We start from the raw sequence: 21440 nt of genomic DNA, 5'->3' as shown, positions 1-21440 counted from the left end.
GGCCGCCAGCTCGCGCGTGGCGGCGACGAATTGGTCGAGCTTCGCCTTCGCCGCGCCCGAAGCGATGGTCGCGCGCGCCAGCTCCACGCCGGCGGCGATCGAATCCGCCACGCCCGCGACGTACAGCGCCGCGCCGGCGTTGAGCGACACGATCCGCCCCGGCAGGCCGTCGGCGTCGCTGATCGCCTCCAGCACCATGGCCTTGGACTCTTCCGCGCCATCGACCTTCAGGTTGCGGCTGGCCGCCATCGGGATGCCGAAGTCCTCCGGATGGACTTCGTACTCGCGCACCTTGCCGTCGCGCAGCTCGCCGACCAGGGTGCCGGCGCCCAGCGAGATCTCGTCCATGCCGTCGCGGCCCCAGACCACCAGCGCGCGTTCGGCGCCCAGCTCCTGAAGCACGCGCACCTGTATGCCGACCAGGTCGGGATGGAACACGCCCATCAGGATCGCCGGCGCATCGGCCGGGTTGGTCAGCGGCCCGAGGATGTTGAACAGCGTGCGCACGCCCATCTCACGGCGCACCGGCGCGACCACCTTCATCGCCGGGTGGTAGGCCGGCGCGTACATGAAGCCGATGCCGGTGCGCGCGATCGATTCGGCCACGGCCCCGGGCGGCAGCTCGATCGTTGCGCCCAGCGCTTCGTACGCATCGGCGCTGCCGGACGTGGACGACACGCTGCGTCCGCCGTGCTTTGCCACACGCCCGCCGGCGGCCGCGATCACGAAGCTCGAGGCCGTGGAGATGTTGAAGGTGTTGGCGCCGTCGCCGCCGGTGCCGACGATGTCGACCAGGTGTGTGCGGTCCGCGACGTCCACCCTGCGCGCCAGCTCGCGCATCGCGCGGGCCGCGCCGGTGATCTCGCCCACCGTCTCCTTCTTCACCCGCAGTCCGATGATGATCGCCGCGGTCATCAGCGGCGAGACTTCGCCGCGCATCATCTGGCGCATGAGGTCGAACATTTCGTCCTCGAAGATCTCGCGGTGTTCGATGGTGCGCTGCAGGGCTTCCTGGGGGGTGATGGGCATGTCGGGAACTGGCTTCTGTCGGCGATGGGGGGATGCCGGGAGCGGCGCGCGGCGCGGTGGCCGGCGGCGGCCTCAGGCGTCGAGGAAGTTCTTCAGCAGCGCGTGGCCGTGCTGGCTGAGGATCGACTCCGGGTGGAACTGCACGCCCTGGACGGGGTGCTCGCGATGGCGCAGGCCCATGATCTCCTCGCGGCTGCCGTCGTCGTTTTCGGTCCAGGCCGTGACTTCGAGGCAGTCCGGCAGGCCCGCCTGCTCCACCACCAGTGAATGGTAGCGCGTGGCCTCGTACCCGTCCGGCAACCCGGCGAACACACCGTTCCCCGCGTGGCGGATGGCCGAGGTCTTGCCGTGCATGATCCGGCCCGCGCGCACCACGCGGCCGCCGTAGGCCTGGCCGATGGCCTGGTGGCCGAGGCAGACGCCGAGGATCGGCGTGGTTGCACCCAGGCGCTCGATCACCTCCAGCGACACCCCCGCCTCGTTCGGCGTGCATGGGCCCGGCGAAATCACGATATGGCTCGGCGCGCGGCGCGCGATGTCGTCGACGGTCAGCGCATCGTTGCGCACCACCTCCACCTCGGCGCCCAGCACCTGCAGGTACTGCACGAGGTTGAAGGTGAAGCTGTCGTAGTTGTCGATCATCAGCAGCATGTGCGCCGCATCCAGTTGATTTGTCGGAGGTAGCCCGCTGCTTGCGGCCGGCCGTGCATCGGCATCCCGCGGCCACGGCGCTTGCGGGCAGCCCATTTTGCCCCGAACAGGCCCTTCGACGCGCGTTCACATTCGCTGTCCGCGGACGCCGCTAGCCTGCTCGGAGCGCGCTGCGGGCCGCACCGCGGCGCCGTCGACCGCAAAGGGGACCAACATCGCGAGCATCGCTTCCCGCGTCCCGCCGCTGCCGCGCACCCTGGCGGTACCCGTGCTGTTCGTGATGACGGGCTGCGCAGGCCCGCAGTCCACACTGGACCCGGCCGGCCCCGCCGCGGAAGCCATCGCCGGCATTTGGTGGGCGATGTTCTGGGGCGCGATGGCGGTCTGGCTGCTGGTGATGGCGCTGGTGATCTGGGCGCTGTACCGCGGCCGCAATACGCGCGCGCTGGCGAAGCCGCAGCGGCTGATCGTCGGCGGCGGACTGGTGCTGCCGCCGGTGTTGTTGGCCGGGCTGCTGGTCTACGGCTCGCTGTCGAGCGCGCGCATCACCGGGCTCGGCCAGGAGGTCGATGCGCGCGTCGACGTGGTCGCCGGGCGCTGGCGCTGGCACTTCCGCTACTACGACGATGACGGCCATGTGGTGGCCGAATCGATGGACGTGCTGTCGATGCCGCGCGGGCGCCTGGTCGAGTTCCGCATCACCAGCGCCGACGTCATCCACTCGTTCTGGATCCCGCGCCTGGGCGGCAAGATCGACGCCGTTCCCGGGCGCGTCAACCGCCTGCGCCTGCGCGCCGATGGCGAGGGCCGCATCCGTGGCCAGTGCGCGGAGTACTGCGGGACCGGGCACACGATGATGGCTTTCGAAGTGGTGGTCCGCGACGACGCCGGTCACGCTGCCTGGCTCGCGCGCCAGGCTGGAGCCGGGGTCCCTGACGCGGTGGCGGCCGCCGACGCGACGGCCGTCGCGACGCTGGACGCGCTGGAACCGGGCGACGCCGTCCGCGTCAACGCCGTGCCCGGCGCCGGCGATGCCGGGCCGGAGCGGCCGGATCCGGCAGCGCGGCAGCTGGCGGCGCCTGACGCAGGCGACGATGACGCCGCGGGGTCATCGCAATGAGCCCTTCGCCCACCCCGGCAGTCACGCAGCACGACGAACGCCTGCAGGCCCTCCACGCCACCTGGGGCACCCCGCCGGGCTGGCGCGGCCGCCTGACCGCGGTCAACCACTCCACGATCGGTATGCGCTTCATCGTCACCGGGCTGGTGTTCTTCCTGGTCGGCGGCCTGCTGTCGATGTTCATCCGGCTGCAGCTGGCCTGGTTCGGCAACGAAGTGCTGGATCCGCAGCGCTACGCCGAATTCGTGACCATGCACGGCACCACGATGATGTTCCTGTTCGCGGTGCCGGTGATGGAGGGCTTCGCGCTGTACCTGGTGCCGAAGATGCTGGGCGCGCGCGACCTGCCTTTCCCGCGGCTCTCGGCCTTCGGCTACTGGTGCTACCTGTTCGGCGGCCTGTTCCTGTACTCCAGCTTCCTGTTCGATGCGGTGCCGGACTCGGGCTGGTTCATGTACGTGCCGCTGACCGACGCCACCTGGTCGCCCGGGCTCAACGCCGACTTCTGGCTGATCGGCGTGACCTTTTCCGAGATCGCGGCGGTGGCGGCTGCGGTGGAAATGATCGTCGCCATCCTCATCAGCCGCGCGCCCGGCATGGACCTGCGCCGCATGCCGCTGTTCGCGTGGGCGATGCTGGTGACGTCGTTCATGATCGTGTTCGGCTTCCCGCCGCTGATCCTCGCCAGCATCCTGCTCGAGATCCAGCGCGCGTTCGGCTTCGTGTTCTTCGACCCCGCGCTGGGTGGCGATCCGCTGCTGTGGCAGCACCTGTTCTGGCTGTTCGGACACCCGGAGGTCTACATCATCTTCCTGCCAGCGGCGGGCGTGGTGTCGATGGTGGTCTCGACCTTCGCGCGCAGGCCCATGGTCGGCTACACATGGATCGTGCTGGCCTTGGTGGCCACGGGCTTCCTCAGCTTCGGACTGTGGGTGCACCACATGTTCGCCGTCGGTATCCCGCTGCTGGCGCTGGCCTTTTTCAGCGCCGCGAGCATGGCGGTGGCGATCCCGATGGGCATCCAGGTGTTCGCGTGGATCGCGACGCTATGGGCCGGCAGGCCGTGGCTGCGGGTGCCGACGCTGTACCTGTTCGGCTTCTTCTTCGTCTTCGTGCCGGGCGGCCTGACCGGCGTGATGGTGGCGATGGTGCCCTTCGACTGGCAGGCGCACGACAGCCATTTCGTGGTCGCCCACCTGCACCACGTGCTGATCGGCGGGCTGATGTTCCCGCTGTTCGCGGGCCTGTACTACTGGCTGCCGCTGGCCAGCGGACGCGAGCCGTCGGAGAGCCTCAGCCGCACCGCGTTCTGGCTGGTCTTCATCGGCTTCAACATGACCTTCCTGCCGATGTACTTCACCGGCCTGCTGGGCATGCCGCGCCGCGCTTACACCTACCTGCCGGAGCTCGGCTTCCACTGGCTCAACCTGGTGTCCACCGCGGCGGGCTTCGTGCTGGCCGTGGGCATGGTGGCGGTGCTGCTGGACGTGGCGATGAGCTTCCGCCACGGGCCGCGCAGCCGGCGCAATCCCTGGCGCGCGGGCACGCTGGAGTGGGCGCTGGAGCATCCGGTGCCGAACTTCAACTTCGCCTCGGTGCCGCGCGTGCAGGGACGCGACCCGCTGTGGGCCGACCCCCTGCTCGCTGAAGCCAGCGCGCGGCCGGACGGACTGTTGGGCGATGCGCGCCATGGCGTGCGCGAGCTGATCGGCACCAGCCTCCTCGACGCGCGGCCGGAGCAGGTGATCCGCGTTTCCGGCCCAACCTGGATGCCGCTGCTGGCGGCACTGGTGCTGGCTGCGCTGCTGGCATGCTTCATCGCCAAGCTGTACTGGGCGGCGCTGGTCATGCTGCCGCCGCTGCTCGCGCTGCTGTGGCGCTGGGCGTGGACCACGGGTGATCCCGGTGGCCCGGACGCGGTCGAGGCCGAGCCCGGCCTGGTGCTGCCCACGCAGGGCGCCGCGCGCAACGCACCGGGCTGGTGGGCGCTGGTGATGTCGCTGCTGGTGGACGGGTCGCTGTTCGCCTCGCTGGTGTTCAGCTATTTCTACCTGTGGCTGGGCACGCAGGCCTGGCCGCCGCCAGGCATCGGCATCGCGGATTGGCCGGCGGCACTGGCATCACTCGCCCTGCTGCTTGGCTGCGCGGGCGCGACCTGGTTCGCGGCGCGGGCGTTGCGCCGCGGCGCAGCGAGGCAGGCGGCCGCTGGATGGATCCTTACCGCCGCACTTGGCGCCGCGTTCATGGCCGCGCACGCGTGGGCGATGGCACCGACAGGCGCGCCCGGCGTGCACGCCTATGCCTCGGTCGCGTGGACGCTCGCCGGTTTCCACGCCGTGCACGTTGTGCTGGCGATGCTGTTCGCACTGTTCGTGGCGGCGCGGCTGCGGTACGGACTGGTCACCGCGGCGCGGCCGCTTGAAGCCCGCGTCACCGCCGCCCTGTGGCGCTACACCGTGGCCCAGGGCGTGCTGGCCTGGGGCGTACTGCACCTGTTCCCGAGGTTGATATGAACGATGCAATTTCGCCCTATCGGCTGACCGGCATAGGCCTCCCCATGGCGGTGTGGGCATTGCACCTGGTCGTGGTGTATTCGCTGCAGGGCGTGGCCTGCGCGGAGGGCCTCGACCAGATCCGTTTCGCAGGCTTCGAGGCGCTGGCCTGGTGGTTGGGCGCGCTGACGGTGGTCGCGTTCGCGATGCTCGCCTGGCTCGGCCTGCGCGCGTGGCGCGACTGGCACGCGGCGCGCGCGGACTCTTCCGCGCCGGAGATCGCCGCACGCCGTCGCTTCGCCGCGGCGGTGACGGGCGCGCTGTCGATCATGGCCGCGGTGGCGGTGTGCTTCACCACCATTCCCGTGCTGCTGCTGCCGGGCTGCGCCTGACATGCCCGCCCCCCTGCGCCCACCCGAACCGCCGCAGCTCAGCCGCACCGTCGAAAGCAAGGTGGCGATCCTGAAGCACCCGGTGCATCCGATGCTGGTCGTGTTCCCGATCGCTTTCCTGATCGTGGTTGCGCCCGCCGACCTGCTGTTCCTGTGGAGCGGCCTGCCGTTCTGGGCCCAGCTCGGCGCTGTGCTCAACGGCGCGGGCCTGGCCATGGGCCTGGTGGCCGGCGCGGTCGGCCTGGTTGACCTGCTGCTGATCCCGGTGGTGCGCCGGCACGTCTCGGCCTGGAGCCACGCGATGGCCGCGGTGATGCTGCTCGCGGTCGCGGCCGGCAACGCCTGGTTGCGCTGGCCCGACCCGGTGGCGGCGGTCTGGCCCTGGGGCCTGCTGCTGTCGTCGCTGATGGCGGCGCTGGTGGGCGTGGCCGGATGGCTGGGCGGTGGACTGAGCTTCCACCACGGCATCGGCGTGGCCGGCGGTGCCGGCGGGGATGACGATGGGCCCGATGCGCCGCCGCGGGCCTGAGGCCGGCGCGCCCCCGTCCGCGGCTTCAGCGCGGGCCGGTGGCGACGCCCGGTGGAGGCGGCAGGTCGCCGACGGTGAGCGGCTTGGCGCCGGTGAGCGCTGCGATCGCCAGCAGGGCCAGCAGCGGCGCCCAGCCGAGGATCCGGTAGAAGGTGGCACCGTGGCGGCCACGCCCCTGGCCGAGCTGGTACAGCATCAGGCCCGCGTAGAGGTGCAGCATCACCACGGCGGCCACCAGCACCAGCTTCATCACCAGCCACGCGCCGGTGGGCCCGTAGGCGATCAGGGTCATGCCGGTGGCCACCACCACCAGCGCCGCCGGCGAGGCCACCCGGAAGAAGATGCGGTTGGCGACCACGGTGAAATAGCCGCCGGCCGCATCGCGCTCGCCGCGATGGTGCGCGACCATCAGCCGCGGCAGGAAGAACAGGCCCGCGAACCACAGGACCATCGCGGACACGTGCAGCATCTTCAGCCAGAAATACATGGCAACTCCCCAGGGGGTCCGGCGCAGTGTGGCCGCGGAGGCGCGAAGCGGCCGTGTGCGCCGTCCGTCGCGGCCGCGAGGCTCGTGTCGCGGGAGCGCGTCGGGCCACGCGCCCTCGCCTGCGTGTGCAGTCTGGCCGCGATGGCCGGACCCGCGTTCGCGCACCAGGGCCACGACCACCCGCCCACGCTAGCCACCGCGTGGACGCTGACGCCCTGGCTGCTGCTGCCGCTGGCGGCGTGGATCCTGTTGTATGCCTTCGGCCTGTCGCGGCTGTGGCGGCGCGCGGGCGTGGGCACCGGCGTCGGCGTTGGCGGGGCCGCCGTGGCGGCGGCCGGCGCCGTCGTGCTCCTGCTCTCGACCACCTGGCCGCTGGACGCCTATGGCGAATGGTCGCTGGCGGCGCACATCGCCCAGCACATGCTGCTGCTCGCCTTCGTGCCGCCGCTGCTGCTGGCCGGCAAGCCGCTGGCGGTCGCGGCGCACGCGCTGCCGGTGCGCGCCTCGGCCTGGCTGCACCGGCGCCTGGGCGCGGCGTCGACGGCCGCCGCCGGCTCACTGACCGCGGCGTCGGTGGTCCACGGCGCGGTGCTCTGGGGCTGGCACCTGCCGGTCGCCACCACCGCGGCACTGGAAAGCGATCCGGTGCACTGGGCGATGCACGGCACCTTCCTCGCCTCGGGCCTCTGGCTGTGGGCGGCAATGTGGCGGCGCATCCGCGACCCGCACGTGGGCTCCGGCGCGGGCGTGGTGGCGATGGTGGCGGTGATGATGCAGATGGGCTTCCTCGGCGCGCTGCTGACCTTCGCCACCCGGCCGCTGTATCCGATCTATGCCGAACGCGCGCCGCAGCTGGGCCTGGACGTCATGGCCGACCAGCAGCTGGCCGGCGTGCTGATGTGGGTGCCGAGCTGCATCCCCTACCTGTTCGGCGCGATGTGGCTGCTGTGGCACGGCTTCGCCCGGCTGTCGCGGCAAGCGCGCTGATCGCCGATGCCCTGACCTGGATCATGGCCGTGCGGGCCGCCACGGGGGCAGGCTGTCGGACCCACACGGAGGACACCGACATGAGCGATGCAGCCACCACCACGTCCGAATACACCGCCCATCCCTTCGACGCCCGCGGCATCGCGCGCCGCTTCCGCCACTCCGCGATCTTCGGTGCCTTCGGCGCGCTGGAGCCCGGCGAAGCGATGCGCTTCGTCAACGACCACGACCCGCTGCCGCTGCTCACCCAGCTGAAAGACCGCTTCGGCGACCGCATCGAAATCGCCTATCGCCAACGCGAACCCGGTGCGATCGTGATCGACTTCATCGTGCGGACCTGAGGCCCGCGGCAAAGATCAGAGCCCGCCGGCCGCCTGCGCCACGGCGCGGAACAGCGCGCGGCCCTTGCTCATCGTCTCTTCCCACTCCTTCACCGGGTCGGAGTCGTAGACGATGCCGGCGCCGGCCTGGACGTGCAGGTGGCCGTCCTGGATCACTGCGGTGCGGATCGCGATCGCCATGTCGGCGTCGCCGTTCCAGGCGATGTAGCCGATGCTGCCGGCATAGACGTTGCGCTTGATCGGCTCGAGCTCGCGGATGATCTCCAGCGCGCGGATCTTGGGCGCTCCGCTGACCGTGCCCGCGGGAAAGGTCGCACGCAGCACATCGGCATACGACAGGCCGCCGCGCACCTTGCCGGTGACCTCGCTGACGATGTGCATGACGTGGCTGTAGCGCTCGACCACGAACTGCTCGCCGACCTCGACCGTGCCCGGCTCCGAGACGTGGCCGACATCGTTGCGTCCGAGGTCGATCAGCATCAGGTGCTCGGCGCGCTCCTTGGGGTCGGCCAGCAGCTCGGCTTCCAACGCGGCGTCCTCGGCCGGCGTGGCGCCGCGCGGACGGGTGCCGGCGATCGGGCGCACGGTGATTTCGCCGCCCTGCATGCGCACCAGGATCTCGGGCGAACTGCCGACCACCTGGGTGCCGCCGACGTCGAGGAAATACATGTAGGGCGACGGATTGAGCGCCCGCAGCGCGCGGTAGACATCGACCGGCCGCGCCTGGAATGGCACCGACAGCCGCTGCGACAGCACCACCTGGAACACATCACCGCCGGCGATGTACTCCTTCACCTTCGCCACCGCGTCGATGAATCCGTCGCGGGTGAAGCCGGAGACGAAGTCGCCCTCGTCCATCGCCGCCGGATGCAGGGTTTCCGGATAGCCGGTGCCCGCCTGGCGCAGGCGGTGCACCAGCGCATCCAGCCTGCGTTGCGCGCGCGCCAGCGCCTGCGGCTGGCGCGGATCTGCGTGCACCACCAGGTACAGCCGACCCTTGAGGTTGTCGAACACGGCCAGCTCGTCGCACTGCATCAGCAGGATGTCGGGCGTGCCGAGGTCGTCGCGCAGGCCGGCGTCGGCGGCCAGGCGCGGCTCGATGTAGCCGATGGTCTCGAAGCCGAACCAGCCCACCAGCCCGCCGCTGAAACCGGGCAGGCCTTCGATCTCGGGCACCGAGTGCTCCGCGCGCAGGCGCTCGACCTCGGCGAAGGGATCGGCGATCTCGCGCTCGTCCACGATCTCGCCGTGCTCGCGCAGCGCGTAGCGCCGCCCGCGGAATTCATGCACGCGCGTGGCCGGCAGGCCGATGATCGAGTACCGGCCGAAGCGCTCGCCGCCCTCGACGGATTCGAACAGGCAGCTGTGCGGGCCGTCGGCCAGCTTCAGATAGACCGACAGCGGCGTGTCGAGGTCACTCAGGACCTCGCGCAGCACGGGAATACGGGTATGTCCGGCGGCTGCCAGCCGCCGGAACCGATCGGGCGTCATCATTTGCGAAGTCTGGCAGATCGGGCCTGCAACCTGCACGGCTGCGTCAGCCGCCCACGCCTCCCTTGACCACCACGGTGTTCCGCGCCGCCTGCCGGGTCACCGACACGCTTGCCGAAGGAATCCGGGTGCCATCGCTGTACCAGACCTTCAACTCGTTGCCGCTGGTGCGCATCAGGGCGTCCGAATAGCCGTCGCCGTTGTAGTCGCCCAGCGCGACCAGCTGGGTGCCCGCCGCAAGCTGCCGCGGTGCATGCCGGGTGTGCACCTGTCCGCCGCGAACCTCCCACCACATGAAGCGTGAGTTCGAGTGGTTGAAGAACACCAGGTCACCCTGCGCGTCGCCGTTGATGTCGGCGATACCCGCCAATGTCCAGCCCGCGGGCACCGGTACCGACGACAGCAGCGACCGCGCTTCGCCGAAGCCCGGGCCGTTGCTCCACCAGAGGTTCAGCCGGCGCGTGCTGTTCATCCACACCAGGTCATGCCGCCCGTCGCCGTTGAGGTCGCCGGTCGCCACCAGCTGGTTGGCCGGATTGACCGCGTAGTGCGGATGCCCGGTCTGGCTGGTGCCGGAAACCTTCCAGTAGGTAAGGGACTTGGATGCTTTGTTGACGATCAGCACCTCGTCGCGGCCATCGCCGTCGATATCGGCCGCTCCCACCACCACGCTCGACGCGAGGATCGGTGAACGATTGATGCTGCTCGGCTTCCAGCCGTTACCGGACGCCGTCCAAAGCCGGAAGGTGTGGTTGGCGCGGCGCCAGAGGATGTCGGTTCGCCCGTCGCCATTGAAGTCCCCGGTGGCGACCAGCGACAGCTGCGAGCCATAGCTCTGCGACGCGGGCGCTGAAAGCACGGCATGGCCATTCATGCGCCAATGACCGACCTTCAGCGAGCTTGCGTTACGCACGATGATGTCCGAGTTGCCATCGCCATTGACGTCGTGACGTGCGCTCCGGTCGCCGGGCGTCGTGGTGGCCCTGAACGCGGCGACGGCGGGAATCGTCTGGCGCAGGGCGCGGGATGCGTCGTCCTGCGCGGTCCCGAAGGGCTCGCCCAGGTAGTACAGCGTGGGGCTGGAATACCCCAGCACTGTGGGCTGCCCCGAGTCCGTGTAGGACATGATGTCGCCGAACCCGACGCCGTCGGGCTCGGTGGTCTTGTAACCGAACGCGTAGGAATAGGCGCCGTAAGCGAGGTTGCCATCGTCATCGACGGCGTTCTCCCTGTCGTGCTTCAGGCCCATGTTGTGTCCGAGCTCGTGGGGCAGGACCAGGTCATCGCAGCCCCAGCCGTTGTCATAGCCGTCGGAGGTGACCGAGAAGCCATACTCTGCCGCTGCCGGCGTGATCGGCGCCTGGCCGGCGCCGATCACCCAGGCCAAGCCGCAGTTCCCGCTGGAGGCTTGTACATACGGCCGGATCATCCCGACGAGGTCGGCACCGTACTGGGCCCGGAGCGGCCCGTGCAGGGCTGCGAGCGAAGGCGGGACGCTGTAGCCGTTCTTGCCCGCCAGCTCATACAGCGCATCGTGGTTCGACTTGCTGTCGGGATAGGCGACCTCGACCGTGTGCAGCAGGTGGATGCGGCCGTTGGTCCTGCTGCTGTCGAGCGAACGGTTGGTCAGGCCCATCAGGTAGTTGATGCGCGTGACCGCCTGGGAAACGCCGCCATGCTTCGCGCGGAAGCCGCCCGAGTATCCCAGGATCAGGTCGATCGTCGGCCGGGAGGGACTCGCCATGGCCACCGCGTCCCGCACCATCGCTGCCGCCGCGGCCATGTCCGCGTCGCCCGCGTCGAGCGCGGCGACATCCGGAATGAGGAAGTCGGTGCCGCTCCGTGGGGCCTGCCATTTGGCGAGTTCGGCGTACGAGGTTTCCCCCATCCAGACTGCGCCATTGCGCATGGCCATCTTGAGGGGGGGCACGTTGCCCGGCTGGGGAATGTGCGCGAAGACGGCCTTGGCACCAAAAGTGATCACCGCGCTGTCGAAGCCGTCCGCCGCTTCCTTGACGAGGCCCATCCAGGTCCAGTCGCCACTGGCGTGCTCTTCATGTCGTTCGTACTCGAGCGTCAGCAGGTCACCCGCGGCCGTCCGCAGGGTCATGTCGCCGGTCATCAGCGACGCCAGCGCATGTTCCTCGCTCATTTCCACCGGATGCCAGCGATAGGCGCCTTCCGACACAGGATCGGCATCGATCCGGGGCCGCGTCAGCTCTCCGTTGTCGGCAAGCGTAGCCACGGTGGATCCGAGCGTTGACGCCTGGTCCAGTGGGGCCACGCCGGCCCGGGCATGCGGGTCGCCGGAGCGCAGTTGCGCCTGGCGCGAACTGCTGATGCTGGTGGCGAGTGATTCGGCCGGAGACGCTGCCGCCTTTGCCGCGGGATCCTGCCCTTCACCGTCCCGGCCACTGCAGCCGGCCACCAGTGCCACCGCCAATATCATCCCCGCGGCCAACATACCCGATTGTCCGGGCTTTCCCCTCCAGTTCATGCATGAGCTCCCTTGGTTGAATTGTCCCGCGATCCCTGCGCCCACCATGCCGCGCACCACCAGCATGCCGGACCCTGCATGGAAATTTCTTCACGCCTCCGAGACGCGACCCCTGGCCGACAGCAGCGCGCAGCCGGCCGGCAGGTGCATGCGCAGCCGGCGGGCGACCGCTTCGACGCGGACGCGGCGGCCTTCCACCGGCTCGCCGTCGAGGTTGAACACCATCGGCTGCGCGGCTTCGATCTCCAGCCACGGCAGGCGCGCGCGTACGGCCACGCGCTCGAGCGCGGCGCCGCGCCCCTCCGCCAGCACCGTGCCGAGCGTGGCCGCGACCTCGCCCTCGAGGTCGGGGACGACGGTGACGTCGAGCAACCCGTCGTCGACCAGGGCATCGGGACACAGCGCCTGGCCGCCACCGGCCTGGCGGCCGTTGCCGATGCCCAGGGCGATGAATCCGCCTTCCCACTCGAAGCCGGGTCCGCGCAGGCGTGCGGCGATCGGGTCGATGCGCCCGAGGCGCGCCAGCCCCGTCACCAGGTAGGCCAGGCCGCCCAGCAGCTTCTTCAGGCCTTCATCCGTGTCGAGCGTGACCTGGGTGCCGAAGCCGGCGCTGGCCATATTGGCCGCCCAGTGGGTACCGCCGCCGCCCTCCAGCCGCAGCAGGTCGATATCGCGCGCGGGCTCCGCCAGCAGCAGCTCGAGCGCGGCCAGCGGCGCCTCGGGAATGCCCGCGGCCGAGGCGAAATCGTTGGCCGTGCCCAGGGGCACCAGTCCCAGCGCAGGCAGCGTCGCGGCCCCGGCATCCCCCTCGGCCAGCGCGGTCGCGACCTCGCTCAGCGTACCGTCGCCGCCGGCGGCAACGATGGCATCAACGCCTTTCGCGACCGCGATCCCCACGCAGCGCGCGCCGTCGCCGGGCTCCCAGGTCACGCGCACATCGATGTGGACGCCGCGCTCGCGCATTGCTGTCACCGCTTCGCGCAGCGCGTCGTCGCCCGCGGCCTTGCCGTTGATGACCAAGAACCAGCGGGGCGCGCTCATGCCTGCAGCCGGACACCGCGATCGCAGTCCGGACGGATACTCATGGCGCGGTAGTGACACAGGCCTGCGCGACCTCGCGGCGCATGCGCGAAATCACCCCGGCATAGTCGGGCTGGCTGAAGATCGCCGAGCCCGCCACGAACGTGTCCGCACCCGCTGCCGCGATCGCGCCGATGTTGTCGGGCTTCACCCCGCCGTCGATCTCCAGGCGCACCTCGCGCCCGCTGGCGTCGATGCGCTCGCGCACCTTGCGCAGCTTGTCGAGCGCGGAAGGGATGAAGGCCTGGCCACCAAAGCCCGGGTTCACCGACATCAGCAGCACCAGGTCGAGCTCGTCGAGCACGTAGTCCAGCACATCGACCGGCGTGGCGGGGTTCAGCACCAGGCCCGGCTTGCAACCGGCGGCGCGGATCAGCTGGATCGTGCGGTGCACGTGGCTGCTGGCTTCCGGATGGAAGCTGATCAGCGTCGCGCCCGCTTCGGCGAAGTCACCGACGATGCGATCCACCGGCGACACCATCAGGTGCACGTCGATCGGCGCGGTGACGCCGTGTTTACGCAGCGCGCTGCAGACCAGCGGGCCGATGGTCAGGTTGGGCACGTAATGGTTGTCCATCACGTCGAAATGCACCCAGTCGGCGCCGGAGGCAAGGACGTTGTCGACCTCCTCGCCCAGGCGCGCAAAGTCGGCGGAAAGGATGGACGGGGCGATGACGGTCGGCAGCATGGCGGGCTCGCAGGCAGGTGGGCGGCCGGTGGCCCCGCGCCTCGGCTGCGCCCGTTCCGCGGGCCCGCGCCGGGGCGCGCACGGACGCACCAGGACCGCCGATTCTACCGGCCGCTGCGGCGCTTGTTCCGGATCCGGTCGTAGGCCTGGTTGATCTCGGCCGCGCGCCGCTGCGCCTGTTCAAGCAGTTCGGGCGCGGCGCCGGTCATGCGGTCGGGATGGTACTGGGCCATCAGCCGGCGATAGGCGAGGTCGACCTCGGCTTCGCTGGCCTCCGGACCCAGGCCGAGGACGCTCCAGGCACCGTGGTCCGCGCGCCGGAACCAGTCGCTGTCGAACGCGTGCCCGATCAGCAGGCCGATGAGGCCGCCGGCCGGGTGCCGCATCAGCAGCCAACCGGCGACGAATCCGAGGAGTTTTCCATACCATCGCTTCATGCGCCTGATTCTAGCGTCACGGGTCGCGCAAACACCGCGCATCGCTACAATGCTCGCCCGACGGCTGCGATACGACCCATGGCCACGACCCTGCTCGAAGCCCACCTGCCCGGGCTCGAACTGCTCCACCGCGGCAAGGTCCGCGACGTGTACGCGCTCCCGGCCGGCCGCGGCCCGGACGCGTTCGGACCGCTGCTGCTGATGGTCGCCACCGACCGCCTCAGCGCCTTCGACGTGGTCCTGCCCGACCCCATCCCCGGCAAGGGCGAGATGCTCAGCCAGGTGTCGAACTTCTGGTTCGAGCTGACCGAGCACCTGGTGCGCAACCACCTCACCGGCATCGACGTGGCCACCGTGCTGCCCGAAGGCGTGGATGCGGAGGCCTACCGCCTGCGGTCGGTGGTCACCCGGCGCCTGAAGCCGGTCCCGGTGGAAGCCATCGCCCGCGGCTATCTCATCGGCAGCGGCTGGAAGGACTACCAGCGCACCGGGCGCGTGAGCGGAATCGCCCTGCCCGACGGCCTGCGCCAGGCGGAAAAGCTGCCGCAGCCGATCTTCACTCCCTCGACCAAGGCCGCCGCCGGCGACCATGACGAGAACATCGACTTCGACACCATGGTGCGCACGATCGGCGCCGAGCTGGCCGAGCAGGTGCGCGACGCGACCCTGCGCCTCTACGCCTTCGCCGCCGAGTACGCGGCCGAGCGCGGCATCATCCTGGCCGACACCAAGTTCGAGTTCGGCACCGATGCCGACGGCCGCCTGTACGTGATGGACGAGATGCTCACGCCCGACTCTTCGCGCTACTGGCCAGCCGACGCCTACGAAGTCGGCACCAGCCCGCCGAGCTACGACAAGCAGTTCGTACGCGACTGGCTGGAGACGCAGGACTGGGACAAGACCGCGCCCGGACCGCACCTGCCGGCGGAAGTGATCGAGCGCACGCGCGCGAAGTACGCCGAAGCGCTGCAGCGGCTGGCCGGCATCGACATCGACGCGGGCGCGAAGGCCGGCTGAGCCCACCACCCCGCCCCCGTCCTGTAGGAGCAGCTATAGCTGCTCATACGGGGAAGGTTCGGTCTGGTGGAGGCCGGCGGCGCGCAGTGCGCCGGTGATGGCGGTGCGGGCGGTGTCCAGTGCTTCGGTTCGCGGAACGATCCGGGCTCGACGGTCGAGGGTCTGCGCCAGGCCTTGCGCCACCAGCTCGGCATGCGCGGCGGCCAGCGCTTCGACGGTAGCCGCATCAAGCAGGCCGGCCTCGCGGCAGGCGGCGATCAGCCCGCGCGTGGAGCGCGGCTCCAGCAGGCCCGGATGCTCCGCCGCGTGCCCGAGCACCAGCGCCTGCAGCAGGAACTCCAGGTCCACCAGCCCGCCCTCGCCCTGTTTCAGATCGAACAGGCCGTCGCGGCCACGGTCGAGTTCGCTGCGCATGCGCGCGCGCATCGCCGCCACCTCGGCGGCCAGGACCGGCCAGTCGCGCGGCCGCCCCAGCGCCGCCGCACGCACGCCTTCGAATGCCTCGCACAGGCCCGCATCACCAGCCGCACAGCGCGCGCGCACCAGCGCCTGGTGTTCCCAGGTCCAGGCGCGCTCGCGCTGGTATTCGCCATAGGCCGAGAGCGATGACACCAGCAGGCCGCTGCCACCGTCCGGGCGCAGGCGGACGTCGACTTCGTACAGGCGGCCGGCGCCGGTGACCGTGCCCAGCAGCAGCACGATCTTCTGCGCGAAGCGCGCGAACCAGCGCTGCGCCTCCAGCGGACGCGGGCCATCGGACAGGGCATCGGCGGGCGCGTCGTACAGGAACACCAGGTCGAGGTCGGAGCCGACGCCAAGTTCCTCCCCGCCCAGGCTGCCGTAGCCGATGGCTGCGAACGGTGCATCGGCCACCCCGCCGTGCGCGGCGCGCATCTCGCGCTCCGCGAGCGCGACCACGGTGGCGAGCACGCCGTCGGCCAGCAACGCCAGCTGGTGTGCACTGTCGACGGCCGCCATGCGTCCGTCCAGCGTGGCCAGCGCGATGCGGAAGCTCAGGGCCTGGCGGGTCTCGTTGAGCGTGAACAACGCGCCCTCGATGTCATCGCGCTGCAGCGCGGCCGCGCAGGCGGCATCGATCTGCCCGCGCCCGGGCATCGGTCCTTCCACGCGCGCGTCCAGCAGCTCGTCCAGCAGCAGCGGGTGCGCGGCCACGCGCTCGGCGAGGAAGGCGCTGCGCGTGACCAGGTCGGTCAGCCGCGCCAGCGCCGCGGGCTGCTCGTCGAGCAGCGCCAGGTAGCTGGCGCGGCGCAGGATATTGTGCAGCAGCGCCAGCAGCCGGCGCATCGCCTGCAGCGGGCGGTCGGCCGGCGCGCTGGCCTGCAGCATCACCGGCATCACCCGGTCCAGGCGCGCGCGTACGGCGTCGGAGAGTTCGCGCACGCTGGGCGAGCGCACGAAGTCGCGCAGCGCGGCGTCGACCTCGCCCTGGTCGCCGAAGCCGGCCGCGGCCAGCACGCCGGCGTCGCCGCCCTCGGGCAGTGCGCGCCAGTAGCCGGCGAGATCGCCGCTGACCGCGCCGCGCGACTCGTCGCGATGCGCGAGCAGGGCGTCGAACTCGGCCGCCACGCGCTCGCGCCGCGGTTCCAGTTCGGCGAGCAGCGCCTCCCAGTCGGCATGCCCCAGGCCACCGGCGATGCGCAGCCGGTCCAAGGGCTCGACGGGCAGCACGTGGGTCTGCGCATCGCGCAGCATCTGCAGCCGGTTCTCGATCCGGCGCAGGAACAGATAGGCGTCGGCGAGATCGGCCGCGGCATCGGGCCCGACCTGGCGCGCGATGCGCAGGGCGTCGAGCATGGGCAGCAGGCTGCGGCCGCGAAGCGCCCCCTCGCGCCCGCCGCGGATCAGCTGCAGCGCCTGCACAAGGAACTCGATCTCGCGGATGCCGCCGGGCCCGCGCTTGATGTCGTCGGCCAGGTCCTTGCGCGCGACCTCGGCGGCGATCGCGGCCTTCATCTCGCGCAGCCCGGCCAGGGCGCCGTAGTCGAGGTAGCGGCGGTAGACGAAGGGCCGCAGCGCCACCAGGAAGCGCTCGCCGGCGTCGATGTCGCCGGCCACCGGTCGCGCCTTCTGCCAGGCGTAGCGCTCCCAGTCGCGGCCCTCGCGCTGGAAGTACTGCTCCATCGCCGCGAAGCTCAGCGCCACCCGGCCGGCGTTGCCGAAGGGACGCAGGCGCAGGTCGACGCGGTGGCAGAAGCCGTCGGCGGTCTGTTCGTCGAGCAGCTTCGCCAGCGCGCGTCCCAGGCGGGCGAAGTATTCCTCGGCGGCGAGCGGGCGCGGGCCGTCGCTTTCGCCGGCTTCGGCATAGGCATAGACCAGGTCGACGTCGGAACTGAAATTCAGTTCGCCGCCGCCGAGCTTGCCCAGCGCGAACACCACCAGGCTGACCGGCGCGCCGCTGCCATCGCGGACCACGCCGTGGCGCGCGGCAAGCCCGGTTTCCAACGCGGCCAACCCGAGCTGCAGGCAGGTCTCGGCCAGGTGCGTGCTCCCGGCCAGGGTGTCGGCCACCCCATCCAGCCCGTTCAGGTCGCGCCAGACCAGGCGCGCGGACGCTGCGCGGCGGTAGCCACGCAGCTGGCCCGGCCAGGCCTCGGGGGCATCGGGGGCAAGCCGCGGCGGCGCGATTGGCGCGGACGGATCATCCAGCAGCGCTTCCAGCACCTGCGGCTGGCGCGCGAAGACCTCGGCCGCGAAGTCACTCGCGGATACCACCCGCCGCAGGGATTCGCCGCCACGCTCGGCCAGGCCGGCCTGCAGGCGCGCCAATGAGCGGTCAACGTGGGCGCGGAGCGCGGCGTCTTCGCCTTCGGGGGTCACCAGGTCCATCTGCCGATTGTGGCATCGCCTCGACCTGCCGCCATTGCATGCCGGGGATGGAGACGGAAAAGGTTCTTTTCCTGATTGAGGGGCTTTCGGTTGATGCTCCGGGAGGGAACACGCGCCCGCTCCTGATCTCCGTCCCGAAGCAGGAAAACTCCACGGCCCGTCCCGTGCACAGGGGGTGTGCGTACAGCCGGCCATGGATGGCCGGCGGCCGGCCTTGGGAGCAGGACGCGGACAGGCCGGGGGAGCACACCCCCTGTGCGCGGGACGGGCAGCGCGGCCCAGGACGGAGCAACTCCCGGCGCAACAACGCTCCAACTGTCACGTCAGCCCCCGGGGCCTCGAGAAGAGCCAGCCGCTCTGCCGGGCCGGCATACGCCTCTCCCTCAGCCGGGAGAAGAGACCAAAAAAAGCCCGAAGCGGCGGACCGCTTCGGGCTTTGCTCCCTCCCCCACGTCGGGTGCAGGACGATCGTGAAGGAAACGTTATGCAAGTTGCACGCTGCAGCGCAAAACGAAACTCGCCAGTTCAGGAACTATTCCGGGAATCGGCGGCGTCCCAGGTGGCGCAGCATTTCGCGGGCGGCGTTGCGACCCGGCAGGCCGGTGACGCCGCCGCCCGGATGCGTTCCGGAGCCGCACAGGTAAAGTCCCGGGAGTGCGCCGCGGTAGTTTCCCTGGCCCAGCAACGGGCGTGCGGAGAACAGCTGGTCCAGGCCCAGCGAGCCGTGGAAGATGTCGCCGCCGACCAGGCCGAAGCGGCGCTCCAGGTCGAGCGGCGACAGCGCTTCGTAGCCGAGGACGCTGCGCGCGAAATTGGGCGCGACGCCGTCCACCGTATCGATCATCAGCCGGGCCACGGTGTCGCGATGCAGGTCCCAGCCGCCGTCGACGTCCGGGTTCACGTGCTGGCAGAACAGGCTGGCGACGTGCCGGCCGGCCGGAGCCAGGCTGTCGTCGAGGGTCGAGGAGATGACCAGTTCCACGATCGGTGCGCGCGACCACCCGGCGTTGTGCTCTTTCGACTTCGCATCGAAATACGCCTGCTCGAAGTAGCGCAGCGAAGGCCCGACCAGGATGCCGCTCTGGTGGTGCGGCTGCAGCTGCGTGCCGGGCGACGCGGTGAAGTCCGGCAGCTCCGACAGCGCCACGTTCATGCGGAAGGTGCCCGAGGCGCAGCGGTAGCGTTCGATGCGCTGTGCGGTGTCGTCGTCGAGGTGCTGGCGCGGCACCAGCTTCGTGTACAGCAGCTTCGGATTGAGGTTGCTGGCGAGCATCTTCGCGCGCAGTTCGCGACCGTCGGCCAGGGCCACGCCCACGGCGCGACCGCCTTCCACCAGCACTTGCGCGACCTCGGCGCCGGTCTCGACCACCACGCCACGCGCGGCGCACTCCGCGGCCATCGCCTGGGTGATCGCGCCCATGCCACCAATGGCATGCCCCCACGCGCCCTGCTTGCCGTTGACCTCGCCGAAGACGTGGTGCAGCAGCACGTAGGCACTGCCCGGCGTGTAGGGGCTGGCGAAATTTCCGACCACCGAGTCCCAGCCCAGCGCGGCCTTCAGCGGTTCGGACTCGAACCAGTGGTCGAGCAGTTCGCCGGCGGACTTGGTGAACAGGTCCAGCAGGTCGCGGCGGCCGCGCATGTCGAGGTGGCGCAGGCGGCGCACGACGGACCCCGACGCCAGCCAGTCGGCGAGCACGAAGCCGTCGGACACGTTCGGCGGCGTCAGCAGCATCAGCTCGCGCAGCACCGCGACCACGCGATCCAGCATCGCGAAGTACTGCGGCAGCCGTTCGGCATCGCGCGCCGACCACCGGGCCACCTCCGCCGCGCCGTGCTCGCCGCCCAGGCGGAAGGCGCGGCCATCGGGCAGCGGCAGGAAATTCGAGAACGGCCGCTCGACCACGCGCAGGCCGTGCTCGGCCAGGCGCAGGTCGGCGATCACCAGCGGGTTGAGCAGGCTCACCGTGTAGCTGGCGACCGAGTTGCGGAAGCCGGGATGGAACTCCTCGGTCACCGCGGCACCGCCGACGATGCCGCGACGCTCCAGCACCCGCACTTTCAGCCCGGCGCCGGCAAGGTAGGCGGCGCAGACCAGGCCGTTGTGGCCGCCACCGATGATCAGGACGTCGTCGGTCGCGGTCATCGGCACGTCAGGCCTTCGCGCTCGCGGTTGGGGCGCGTGCGGCCAGCAGCGCTTCCACCTCGTCGGCCAGGCGGGCGGCTGCGTCGGGGCGCCCAAGGCGCGCAGCCGCCGCGGCAGCTTCGGCAAGGCGCACACTGTCCGGCTGCGACACGGGGCCTGCGCCCGATCGCGCACTGGTGCCGGCGCCGGCGAACAGTACCCGCAGTCGCGCCGCCAAGGCTTCGGCGGTGAAGCCGCCATCATCCTCGCGCATGCACCAGCCTGCGCCGAGTCGCTCGAGCGCTTCGGCGTTGCCGCGCTGCTCGTCGCGCGAACCACCCTGCGGGATCGGCACCAGGATCGCCGGGCGCCCGACCACCAGCAGGTCGGCGATCGTGGTCGCGCCGGCGCGGGTGATGACCAGGTGGGCATCACGCAGGCGCGCGGCCATGTCGTCGAAGAACGGCTGCAGGTCGACGTCGATGCCGGCGCAGCGCAGTTGCTCCGCAACCGCGTCGGCATCATCGCCTCGGTACTGCAGCGACATCTTCAATCGCGCGCGCAGTGCATCCGGCAAGGCCAGCAGGGCCGGCGGCACCACGCGGCCGAATACCGCGGCGCCCTGGCTGCCGCCCACCACCAGCAGGCGCAGCGGGACACCGTCGGACAGCGGCGGATACGGCGCCCGCGCAGCCTCGAGGATGCTGGCACGCACCGGATTGCCGGTCTCGACCAGCTTGCCGCGTGCCGCGTCCTCCACGCCGCCGAGGTCACCGAACGACGTCGCCACGCGATCGGCGAAGCGCAGCAGCTGGCGGTTGGCCATGCTCAGCCGCGAGCCCTGCTCATGCAGCAGCAGCGGCAGGCCGAGGCTGCGCGCGGCCAGCGCCGGCGCGAAGCTTGGATAGCCGCCGAAGCCGGCCAGCAGGCCGACGCCGCGGCGCTTCATGTCCGCGCGCGCGGTGGCCGCGGCGCGCAGGATCACCATGGCCGCCGCGAGCTTGCCGCCGACGCCACCCGCCAGGCTGCGCGCCGGCAGCACCAGATGCGGCAGCCCTTCCAGCGCCTGCGTGAACCGCGCGCCGCGTTCTTCGGTGTACAGCACCACGCCATGCCCGCGCGCCTGCAGCTCACGCGCGAGGGCCTCGGCCGGGAACAGGTGGCCACCGGTGCCTCCGGCGGCCAGGCCGATCGTCGCGCGCCCCGGGCGCTGGTCATCACTGTGCATGC

At 70.9% G+C, this 21440-nt stretch carries 17 protein-coding genes and 1 pseudogene; 7 read left to right on the top strand and 11 right to left on the bottom strand.

Features of this window, described 5'->3' with window-relative positions; translation table 11 throughout:
* Window positions 1-3 precede the first annotated feature (3 nt).
* Together trpD and ACW7G5_RS01200 are read right to left on the bottom strand one after the other, a co-directional pair.
* Window positions 4-1029, bottom strand: a pseudogene (trpD, locus tag ACW7G5_RS01205) (anthranilate phosphoribosyltransferase); the annotation flags it as partial.
* Between the two features lie 72 nt (window positions 1030-1101).
* Entirely contained in the window at window positions 1102-1680 is a 579-nt protein-coding gene (locus ACW7G5_RS01200; RefSeq protein WP_457001111.1) for an anthranilate synthase component II, read from the bottom strand.
* 268 nt (window positions 1681-1948) lie between these two features.
* Here ACW7G5_RS01200 and coxB point away from each other — a divergent pair, with 268 nt between their 5' ends.
* From coxB to ACW7G5_RS01180, 4 genes are read left to right on the top strand one after another with little or no spacing between them, the layout of a single operon-like run.
* Complete coding sequence (coxB, locus tag ACW7G5_RS01195; RefSeq protein ID WP_457001109.1) at window positions 1949-2800, top strand: cytochrome c oxidase subunit II; 852 nt, start codon at window positions 1949-1951, stop codon at window positions 2798-2800.
* Window positions 2797-5313 (top strand): cytochrome c oxidase subunit I, encoded by a 2517-nt coding sequence (ctaD, locus tag ACW7G5_RS01190; protein WP_457001107.1) that lies wholly within the window; start codon window positions 2797-2799, stop codon window positions 5311-5313. Before coxB ends, ctaD begins: the two co-directional genes overlap by 4 nt.
* Window positions 5310-5684 (top strand): hypothetical protein, encoded by a 375-nt coding sequence (locus tag ACW7G5_RS01185; protein ID WP_457001105.1) that lies wholly within the window; start codon window positions 5310-5312, stop codon window positions 5682-5684. The genes ctaD and ACW7G5_RS01185 overlap by 4 nt, the downstream gene beginning before the upstream one ends.
* Before the next feature lies 1 nt (window position 5685).
* Window positions 5686-6213 (top strand): DUF2231 domain-containing protein, encoded by a 528-nt coding sequence (locus ACW7G5_RS01180; protein WP_457001104.1) that lies wholly within the window; start codon window positions 5686-5688, stop codon window positions 6211-6213.
* Between the two features lie 25 nt (window positions 6214-6238).
* Here ACW7G5_RS01180 and ACW7G5_RS01175 read toward each other — a convergent pair whose 3' ends face one another.
* On the bottom strand, window positions 6239-6700 hold the full coding sequence (locus ACW7G5_RS01175; RefSeq protein WP_457001103.1) for a CopD family protein: 462 nt from the start codon (window positions 6698-6700) through the stop codon (window positions 6239-6241).
* A 141-nt stretch (window positions 6701-6841) separates the two neighbouring features.
* Between ACW7G5_RS01175 and ACW7G5_RS01170 the strand changes: the two genes are divergently transcribed.
* Together ACW7G5_RS01170 and ACW7G5_RS01165 are read left to right on the top strand one after the other, a co-directional pair.
* Window positions 6842-7687, top strand: a complete 846-nt coding sequence (locus ACW7G5_RS01170) for a cytochrome c oxidase assembly protein (protein WP_457001101.1) — start codon at window positions 6842-6844, stop codon at window positions 7685-7687.
* Window positions 7688-7767: 80 nt separating this feature from the next.
* Window positions 7768-8028, top strand: coding sequence for a DUF2249 domain-containing protein (locus ACW7G5_RS01165; RefSeq protein ID WP_457001099.1), 261 nt, complete (start codon window positions 7768-7770; stop codon window positions 8026-8028).
* Between the two features lie 15 nt (window positions 8029-8043).
* Here ACW7G5_RS01165 and trpE read toward each other — a convergent pair whose 3' ends face one another.
* From trpE to ACW7G5_RS01140, 5 genes are all read right to left on the bottom strand, one after another.
* Complete coding sequence (trpE, locus tag ACW7G5_RS01160) at window positions 8044-9522, bottom strand: anthranilate synthase component I (protein ID WP_457001097.1); 1479 nt, start codon at window positions 9520-9522, stop codon at window positions 8044-8046.
* A 43-nt stretch (window positions 9523-9565) separates the two neighbouring features.
* On the bottom strand, window positions 9566-11764 hold the full coding sequence (locus tag ACW7G5_RS01155) for an FG-GAP-like repeat-containing protein (protein WP_457001095.1): 2199 nt from the start codon (window positions 11762-11764) through the stop codon (window positions 9566-9568).
* A gap of 342 nt (window positions 11765-12106) precedes the next feature.
* On the bottom strand, window positions 12107-13057 hold the full coding sequence (gene yegS / locus ACW7G5_RS01150; protein WP_457001094.1) for a lipid kinase YegS: 951 nt from the start codon (window positions 13055-13057) through the stop codon (window positions 12107-12109).
* A 40-nt stretch (window positions 13058-13097) separates the two neighbouring features.
* Window positions 13098-13784, bottom strand: coding sequence for a ribulose-phosphate 3-epimerase (gene rpe / locus ACW7G5_RS01145; RefSeq protein WP_457001093.1), 687 nt, complete (start codon window positions 13782-13784; stop codon window positions 13098-13100).
* 104 nt (window positions 13785-13888) lie between these two features.
* Window positions 13889-14221 carry a J domain-containing protein gene (locus tag ACW7G5_RS01140; RefSeq protein ID WP_457001091.1) on the bottom strand — a complete coding sequence of 111 codons (333 nt, stop codon included), beginning with the start codon at window positions 14219-14221 and terminating at the stop codon, window positions 13889-13891.
* Between the two features lie 78 nt (window positions 14222-14299).
* Between ACW7G5_RS01140 and ACW7G5_RS01135 the strand changes: the two genes are divergently transcribed.
* On the top strand, window positions 14300-15238 hold the full coding sequence (locus ACW7G5_RS01135) for a phosphoribosylaminoimidazolesuccinocarboxamide synthase (RefSeq protein WP_457001089.1): 939 nt from the start codon (window positions 14300-14302) through the stop codon (window positions 15236-15238).
* A 33-nt stretch (window positions 15239-15271) separates the two neighbouring features.
* Here ACW7G5_RS01135 and glnE read toward each other — a convergent pair whose 3' ends face one another.
* The 3 genes from glnE to ACW7G5_RS01120 all read right to left on the bottom strand — a co-directional run bounded on the left by glnE (window position 15272) and on the right by ACW7G5_RS01120 (window position 21438).
* The gene (glnE, locus tag ACW7G5_RS01130) at window positions 15272-18085 is read right to left on the bottom strand and encodes a bifunctional [glutamate--ammonia ligase]-adenylyl-L-tyrosine phosphorylase/[glutamate--ammonia-ligase] adenylyltransferase (RefSeq protein WP_457001087.1); all 2814 of its coding nucleotides are present in this window, start codon (window positions 18083-18085) and stop codon (window positions 15272-15274) included.
* 532 nt (window positions 18086-18617) lie between these two features.
* Window positions 18618-20231, bottom strand: a complete 1614-nt coding sequence (locus ACW7G5_RS01125; protein ID WP_457001085.1) for a phytoene desaturase family protein — start codon at window positions 20229-20231, stop codon at window positions 18618-18620.
* 7 nt (window positions 20232-20238) lie between these two features.
* Window positions 20239-21438, bottom strand: coding sequence for a UDP-N-acetylglucosamine--N-acetylmuramyl-(pentapeptide) pyrophosphoryl-undecaprenol N-acetylglucosamine transferase (locus ACW7G5_RS01120; RefSeq protein WP_457001083.1), 1200 nt, complete (start codon window positions 21436-21438; stop codon window positions 20239-20241).
* Window positions 21439-21440 lie beyond the last annotated feature (2 nt).

Source organism: Luteimonas sp. A501 (assembly GCF_054052085.1).
This window is presented reverse-complemented; position numbering and strand designations above follow the sequence as displayed.